The 6,423-nt window shown below is 29.9% G+C and carries 12 protein-coding genes; 11 read left to right on the plus strand and 1 reads right to left on the minus strand.

Annotation, left to right across the window (positions count from 1 at the left end; translation table 11 throughout):
- Positions 1 to 124 precede the first annotated feature (124 nt).
- From ACJAX4_RS08260 to ACJAX4_RS08300, 9 genes are all read left to right on the plus strand, one after another.
- Positions 125 to 589, plus strand: a complete 465-nt coding sequence (locus tag ACJAX4_RS08260) for a Fur family transcriptional regulator (RefSeq protein WP_435788982.1) — start codon at positions 125 to 127, stop codon at positions 587 to 589.
- Positions 590 to 623: 34 nt separating this feature from the next.
- On the plus strand, positions 624 to 977 hold the full coding sequence (locus ACJAX4_RS08265; protein ID WP_435788983.1) for a NifB/NifX family molybdenum-iron cluster-binding protein: 354 nt from the start codon (positions 624 to 626) through the stop codon (positions 975 to 977).
- A 43-nt stretch (positions 978 to 1,020) separates the two neighbouring features.
- Entirely contained in the window at positions 1,021 to 1,377 is a 357-nt protein-coding gene (locus ACJAX4_RS08270; RefSeq protein WP_435788984.1) for a NifB/NifX family molybdenum-iron cluster-binding protein, read from the plus strand.
- A 360-nt stretch (positions 1,378 to 1,737) separates the two neighbouring features.
- Entirely contained in the window at positions 1,738 to 1,935 is a 198-nt protein-coding gene (locus ACJAX4_RS08275) for a 4Fe-4S binding protein (RefSeq protein WP_435788985.1), read from the plus strand.
- A gap of 64 nt (positions 1,936 to 1,999) precedes the next feature.
- Entirely contained in the window at positions 2,000 to 2,317 is a 318-nt protein-coding gene (gene trxA / locus ACJAX4_RS08280; RefSeq protein WP_435788986.1) for a thioredoxin, read from the plus strand.
- A gap of 253 nt (positions 2,318 to 2,570) precedes the next feature.
- Positions 2,571 to 2,684, plus strand: a complete 114-nt coding sequence (locus tag ACJAX4_RS08285; RefSeq protein ID WP_435788987.1) for a helix-turn-helix domain-containing protein — start codon at positions 2,571 to 2,573, stop codon at positions 2,682 to 2,684.
- A gap of 13 nt (positions 2,685 to 2,697) precedes the next feature.
- Complete coding sequence (locus tag ACJAX4_RS08290) at positions 2,698 to 3,678, plus strand: ABC transporter substrate-binding protein (protein ID WP_435788988.1); 981 nt, start codon at positions 2,698 to 2,700, stop codon at positions 3,676 to 3,678.
- Positions 3,647 to 4,438 carry an ABC transporter permease gene (locus ACJAX4_RS08295; protein ID WP_435788989.1) on the plus strand — a complete coding sequence of 264 codons (792 nt, stop codon included), beginning with the start codon at positions 3,647 to 3,649 and terminating at the stop codon, positions 4,436 to 4,438. Before ACJAX4_RS08290 ends, ACJAX4_RS08295 begins: the two co-directional genes overlap by 32 nt.
- Positions 4,425 to 4,994 carry an ATP-binding cassette domain-containing protein gene (locus ACJAX4_RS08300; RefSeq protein WP_435788990.1) on the plus strand — a complete coding sequence of 190 codons (570 nt, stop codon included), beginning with the start codon at positions 4,425 to 4,427 and terminating at the stop codon, positions 4,992 to 4,994. Before ACJAX4_RS08295 ends, ACJAX4_RS08300 begins: the two co-directional genes overlap by 14 nt.
- 88 nt (positions 4,995 to 5,082) lie before the next feature.
- Here ACJAX4_RS08300 and ACJAX4_RS08305 read toward each other — a convergent pair whose 3' ends face one another.
- Entirely contained in the window at positions 5,083 to 5,256 is a 174-nt protein-coding gene (locus ACJAX4_RS08305; protein WP_435788991.1) for a hypothetical protein, read from the minus strand.
- A 246-nt stretch (positions 5,257 to 5,502) separates the two neighbouring features.
- On the opposite strand from ACJAX4_RS08305, the gene nifU reads away from it, so the two are divergent.
- Both nifU and ACJAX4_RS08315 read left to right on the plus strand, forming a co-directional pair.
- A complete protein-coding gene (gene nifU / locus ACJAX4_RS08310; protein WP_435788992.1) occupies positions 5,503 to 5,886 on the plus strand; it encodes a Fe-S cluster assembly scaffold protein NifU in 384 nt (127 codons plus the stop codon).
- Positions 5,887 to 5,912: 26 nt separating this feature from the next.
- Positions 5,913 to 6,311, plus strand: a complete 399-nt coding sequence (locus tag ACJAX4_RS08315) for a CoA-binding protein (protein WP_435788993.1) — start codon at positions 5,913 to 5,915, stop codon at positions 6,309 to 6,311.
- Positions 6,312 to 6,423 lie beyond the last annotated feature (112 nt).

Raw genomic sequence — 6,423 nt, forward strand, 5'->3', positions numbered from 1 at the left:
ACTAATAAAAGGAGTAATATATAATTATAAATAGCAAATGCCAATATATATTCAATGGATGATTTAATTTAATATTAAAATATAAGGAGGAATTATTAAATGAATAATGAAAAAGGATGATTTTATGAATGGAGATTTAATGCATTTTAAAAAACTCTTAAAAAATAATGGTTATGAATTTACTTCGCAAAAGCAAATAATACTTAGAACTATAACGAATTATAACACCCATTTAAATGCAAAAGAAATATACGAGAAAGTTAAAGAAAAAAGTATAGGACTTGCTACAATTTATAGAGCTTTAAAGGTGTTTAATGAGCTAGGAATAGTAAAAGAAATAAATATTAATGGTATAAGTTATTATGAAATGGAAATATTTAGTGGGAAGCCTCTGCATATCCATTTTAAATGTTGTAAATGTAATAGCATAATTGATTTAGATAGTCAAACTTTAAATCTTGACTATTTAAAGTTAAATAAAAAAATGGAAAAAGAAAAAAATTTAGAGATATATGATTCGAATATTATATTTGTAGGATTATGTAGTAAATGCAGTGAAGAAATAAAATCTAAACACAAAGAAAATTAGTAACAAATATAATAAAAGATTTGGAGGAGAAGTAATGAAAATAGCTATTTCATCAGCGGGAAAAACTAGTGAGGATTTATTAGATACAGTGTTTGGAAGGTGCGAATATTTTCAAATTCATGATACAGAAAATGGAAACATTAAAGTTATAGAAAATAAAGGCAAAACAGCTAGTGGTGGAGCAGGGATTGTTACGTCTAATCAATTAGTTGATGAAAATGTAGATATTATAATTACAGGGAACCTTGGGCCTAATGCTTTTGTAATTATTGAAAATTCTGAAATTAAAGCATATAAATGTGGCAATACAGTTATAAACTCAGTTCTTTTAATGTATAGCAAGGGTGAACTGGAACAATTAAAAATGTCTGGTCCTGCACGTCATTAAACTATATAAATTTAGTAAACCCAAATATAAGGAGGAATTATAAATGAAAATAGCAGTTGCAAGTGAAGAAAAGAAAGTAAGTGGACATTTTGGATTTTGTGAAGGTTTTACAATATATGAAGTAGAGGAAGGTAAATCATTAAGTAAGAGTTTTACTCAAAATCCAGGACATAAACCTGGGTATCTTCCAGTGTTCTTAAAAGAATTGAATGTAAATGCTATAATTGCAGGTGGAATGGGTGAAACAGCACAAAAGTTATTTAATGAAAAAGGTATTGAAGTAGTAGTTGGTGCACAAGGTTTTACTGATGACGTAGTACAAAAATATATAAATGGTGAATTAAAATCAACTGGGAGTGTTTGCACGGAACATGAACATGAAGGACATTGCAACGAATAATTATTTAGAATTAATAAATGTAATAGAATAATTAATTTAGGTAGTTAAAGGATAAACTTTGACTAGCTATAATTTATTAGATAATCATGATGGAAAAAATTATTGCTATTAGTGGATGCTATCAGAACTGTAGATGAGTAGAAAACTCGTGATACAGTTTGTTTTTTTATATAGAGAGAAATGAGGTTGTTTACTTATCATGAAGAAGATGAATTAGTTAAAGAAATTAAGTATTGACAGTCAAATTTTAATATGTTAGTATAACTTTAAATACCCTATTGGGGTATAAAAAATAATAAGATATTGAATGATTATTGACATATAGTATAACAATACCTTAAAGGAATATATTGAAAAGAGGTGAATATTATTAAGGTTAAAGTAATTAAGAGCAGATGCCCGCAAAATCATCCGTGTCCATCAGTGAGAGTATGTCCGGTAGATGCTATAAAACAAGTGGAATTTGGCGCACCTACTATCTTAGAAGATAAGTGTACTAAATGTGGTAAATGTATAAAGTATTGTCCTATGGGAGCAATACAATTTGTAGAAGAGTAAAAATATCACTATAAGAAAATATATTATAAAATAATAGATGTATAGTCTAAAAATGGAGGTAATAATGATGAAAGAAATAAATGACAGTCTTTTTAGTATAGAAGTAATTGAAAATGATGTACCGGTGGTTGTGGATTTTTGGGCACCATGGTGTGGACCTTGTAGAATGGTTGGCCCTGTTATGGAAGAATTAGATAAACAATATTCTGGAAAGATAAAATTCGTGAAAATAAATGTAGATGAAAATCCTATGGTTTCTAATCAATTTGGAATATCAAGTATACCAACAATTATGGTATTTAAAGGTGAAAAAGCAGTAGAAAACATAGTTGGATTTAGACCTAAATCGGATTTTGAACAGATATTAAATAAATATATGTAATATTTTTTATAAGTGCCTGCCGGATTATGAGAGTACTAAGACTATATGAGTCTCAGTGCTCTTTTTAGTTTATTCAAATATTGACAATGTATTTAATAGGGAATACAATAAATTAAAGTGTCTTATATAAGACATATTAGGTGGTGCATATTGTGGGCATAAGCGGTTTAGAAATAGATAGTGTATTTAATAGTTATTTGTTTAGTGGTACTAATAGATCAATCCTTGAGAGTATTTTACAGAGCTATCGAAAGTGCTAAATATAAGTAGAGCATCATTATATAGAATTATTTATGACCTTGAGGAAAAAGGAATTATCAAAAAAGAAGGCAACCAAATATTTATAAAAAATATAAACGAGTTATAGAAAGGGGTTTATTATGAAGAAAGTTATGGCGTTAGTACTTGTATTATTTATTGGAGTTATAGGGTTTACAGGATGTGCAAAGGAAGAAATTGGGAAAAAAGCAAATGTAGTAGCTTTAAAGGGTCCTACAGGGATGGGAATGGTTAAACTTATGGAAGATGACGAATTAGGTAAAACTAAAAATGATTATACTTTTAGCTTGTCAGGTGCACCTGATGAAGTAGTTGGGATGATTACTACAGGACAAGTAGATATTGCTGCAGTTCCTACAAATTTAGCTGCGACACTTTATAAAAAAACTGAAGGAAAAGTAAAGATTATCGCTAATAATACTTTAGGAGTTTTGTATATAGTAACTAATGGAGTAGAAATTACAAAGACTTCCGATCTTAGAGGGAAAAAAATATATGCAACTGGTCAAGGAACAACTCCAGAATATGTTTTAAATTACGTATTGGAGCAAAATGGACTAATAGTTGGCAAGGACGTAGAAGTGGAATACAGAGCTGAGCATTCTGAAGTTGCGACTTTAATGGCAGCAGGAGAGATAGAAATCGCATTACTTCCACAACCATTTGTAACATCTGTATTAATACAAAATAAAGATGTTAAGATTGCATTAGATATGACAAAGGAATGGGAAAACGTATCTGGTGAAAACCCAAGTGCTCTAGTAATGGGAAGCATTATTGTTCGAACAGAATTCTTAGAGAAAAATAAAGCTGTTGTAGATTCATTTTTAAAAGAGTATGCTGCGTCAACAGAATATGTTAATAATAATGTCGATGAAAGTGCAGCATTAATTGAAAAATTTGATATAATGAAATCAGCACCAGCAAAGATCGCTATTCCTAAATCTAGTATCACTTATATTGGTGGAAGTGAAATGAAGTCAATGACTAGTGGGTTTTTAGAGGTGCTATTTAAAGCAAATCCAAAATCCGTAGGGGGAGAATTACCTGATGAAGATTTTTACTACGAGGATAAAAAGTAAAACAAGTAAATTTGTAATGAAGTCAGGAGTATTATTAATCTGGCTACTTATATGGCAATTAGTTTATATGCTTGTGGATCAAGAGCTTCTAATATCTTCTCCAATAAATATTTTTATGCGTATAGTTGAGTTATCATTTACGGCATTATTTTGGCAATCAATTGGAACATCATTTATGAGAATATTTGTTGGCTTAATACTGGCGTTAGTATCGGGAACTCTACTAGCTGTTATCACAACTAAGTTTAAATTACTTGATTATTTTTTTACGCCAGTATTAAATATTATAAAATCAACGCCTGTGGCATCATTTATTATACTTGCTTTAATATGGTTAAAATCTTATAGAATATCGGCTTTTATAGCATTTCTAATGGTATTGCCTATGGTATGGGAAAATGTGTCTGAAGGAATTAAAAATACTGATATTAAGCTTTTAGAAATGACAAAGGTTTTCAATATACCTAAAAGAAGAGTTTTAAAGGCGGTTTATATTCCAAGCATTATGCCATATTTTGCTGCAGCTTGTAATGTTGGTATAGGTTTTGCTTGGAAGGCCGGAATTGCGGCTGAGGTAATCGGACTGTCTAAAGGAACCATAGGAAGAAATTTATACAATGCTAAAATTTATCTAGAAACTGTTGATATCTTCGCTTGGACTGTAGTGGTAATAATACTTAGCCTATTATTTGAAAAAGGGTTTGTAAAAGTAATTAATTTCTTGTTTAAAAAGGTAGGTATTATGTATGATTATCTTTAAGGGTGTAAGTAAAAGCTTTAATGGAGAGTTAGTTATCTCGAAGAAGACTATAGAATTTCCGCAAAAGGGAATAGTGTGTATATTTGGTCCGTCAGGGGTAGGAAAAACTACTGTTTTTAATTTGATAGCGGGACTTACTTACCCAGATGAAGGTGAAGTTAAAATTACAGAGGACATTTCAATGGTTTTTCAGGAGAATAGGTTGATTCCATGGCTTTCGGCAATTGAGAATATTAGTTTGGTTTTGAAGGATAGAGAACTAGCACTTAAGATGGCCAAAGAATATATGAATGATATGCAATTAACTTACATTAAGAATAAAAGACCACAAGAGTTAAGTGGTGGGATGAAGCGTAGAGTAGCAATTGCAAGGGCATTAGCTTATGATAAAAGAATTATGCTTATGGATGAGCCATTTAAAGGATTAGAGGAAGAGCTTAAAAATCAGATAATGGATCAGGTAATTAAATTGGCCGCGGATAAATTAATAGTAATTGTTACACACGAGAAAGCTGATATAGAATATTTGAATGCGGATATAGTATATTTGTATTAGGTTTATCGCATTGTTATTATTGTAAAGTCCTAAATAGCAAAAAAAGAAATCCTATGATTTAAATAATCATAGAATTTCTTTTTCGATATTAATCTTTATAGTTAGATAATTGTTGAGATGCAGAATTAAGAGAATCTATTGCTGATTGAATTTTAGCTTTATTATCTGCTTTTTCTGCTGAAGTAAGTGCTTGTTGTAATGATGTAACTGTGCTTTGTACAGTTGACATACTTTGGTCTACATATTGTTTAGCTTTTGGCATAAAAAATACCTCCTAAATATTTTGTTTTCATTTCAGTACTAGTATGGATATAAAAACAAAATATATGCATTTATAATTGCAAAGTAAATTTTTTATAGTTTGTGTAAAAGAGAATACAGAAATGTAGATACATTTTTAAATTAGCATTTGACAATAACTATATATGGGAGTAGTATAAAGGTATAATAAAAATACAGAAAATGAACTAATAGTATATATATTTTTTTGCATTATGGAGGCTACAATATGTACAGTGATAAGGTAATGGAACATTTTATGAACCCTAGAAATGTTGGGGTAATTAAAGATGCTGATGGCATAGGCGAAGTAGGGAATGCACAATGTGGCGATATCATGAGAATATTTATTAAAGTCGAAAATAATCTAATAGTAAATGCAAAATTTATGATTTTTGGATGTGGATCTGCTGTAGCATCCAGTAGCATGGCAACGGAGATTATTAAGGGCGAAACTCTTGAAGAAGCTTGGAAAATAACGAATAAAAATGTTGCGGATTCATTAAATGGGCTTCCGGCAATTAAAATGCATTGCTCGGTTTTAGCAGAAGAAGTTATACATGTAGCAATAAATGATTATAGAGTTAAACAGGGATTGGAACCTTGGGTGTAAATTATAAAATATAGGAGGAATTATATATGAAGGATATAAAAATATTAAGAGATGAAATGGTTAAAATGAAGAAATGGGCGTTAATTGGAGCGTCGCCAAATGAAAGTAAGTTTGGTTATAAAATATTAATGCAACTTAAGGAACAAGGGTATACAGTATATGGTATAAATCCTAAATACGATGAGATAAATGGAGTTAAGATTTATCATTCATTAAAGGAATTACCAGAGAAGGTAGATGCGGTAAATGTTATAGTGAATCCTACACTTTCTTTAAAGGCGTTAGATGATATTGTGGAATGTAATATAGAAAATGTATGGTTTCAACCAGGTTCTTATGATCCAGAAGTTTTAAATAAAGGTAAAAAAAATGGACTGAATATGGTTTTTCATGAATGTTTATATGTAGAATTAAACAAGATTTAAAATTATAATTTATATAAATGCTATCGAATATTTGACGGGGGTGATAATTATGAAAAAATAGGAATAATTATTTGTGGACGTTATCAGAACTGCGGTGGTGGGAAATGTTTTA

Source organism: Clostridium sp., assembly GCF_051278035.1.
Taxonomy (GTDB): Bacteria; Bacillota; Clostridia; order Clostridiales; family Clostridiaceae; genus Clostridium_AD.

Excerpts from the sequence above, each read along its gene's own strand:
- trxA (WP_435788986.1), top strand. The coding sequence starts at position 2,000 with ATGATGAAAGAAATAAATGACAGTCTTTTTAGTATAGAAGTAATTGAA.
- nifU (WP_435788992.1), top strand. The coding sequence starts at position 5,503 with ATGTACAGTGATAAGGTAATGGAACATTTTATGAACCCTAGAAATGTT.
- ACJAX4_RS08305 (WP_435788991.1), bottom strand. The coding sequence starts at position 5,256 with ATGCCAAAAGCTAAACAATATGTAGACCAAAGTATGTCAACTGTACAA.
- ACJAX4_RS08265 (WP_435788983.1), top strand. The coding sequence starts at position 624 with ATGAAAATAGCTATTTCATCAGCGGGAAAAACTAGTGAGGATTTATTA.
- ACJAX4_RS08290 (WP_435788988.1), top strand. The coding sequence starts at position 2,698 with ATGAAGAAAGTTATGGCGTTAGTACTTGTATTATTTATTGGAGTTATA.
- ACJAX4_RS08295 (WP_435788989.1), top strand. The coding sequence starts at position 3,647 with ATGAAGATTTTTACTACGAGGATAAAAAGTAAAACAAGTAAATTTGTA.
- ACJAX4_RS08315 (WP_435788993.1), top strand. The coding sequence starts at position 5,913 with ATGAAGGATATAAAAATATTAAGAGATGAAATGGTTAAAATGAAGAAA.
- ACJAX4_RS08260 (WP_435788982.1), top strand. The coding sequence starts at position 125 with ATGAATGGAGATTTAATGCATTTTAAAAAACTCTTAAAAAATAATGGT.
- ACJAX4_RS08270 (WP_435788984.1), top strand. The coding sequence starts at position 1,021 with ATGAAAATAGCAGTTGCAAGTGAAGAAAAGAAAGTAAGTGGACATTTT.
- ACJAX4_RS08300 (WP_435788990.1), top strand. The coding sequence starts at position 4,425 with ATGATTATCTTTAAGGGTGTAAGTAAAAGCTTTAATGGAGAGTTAGTT.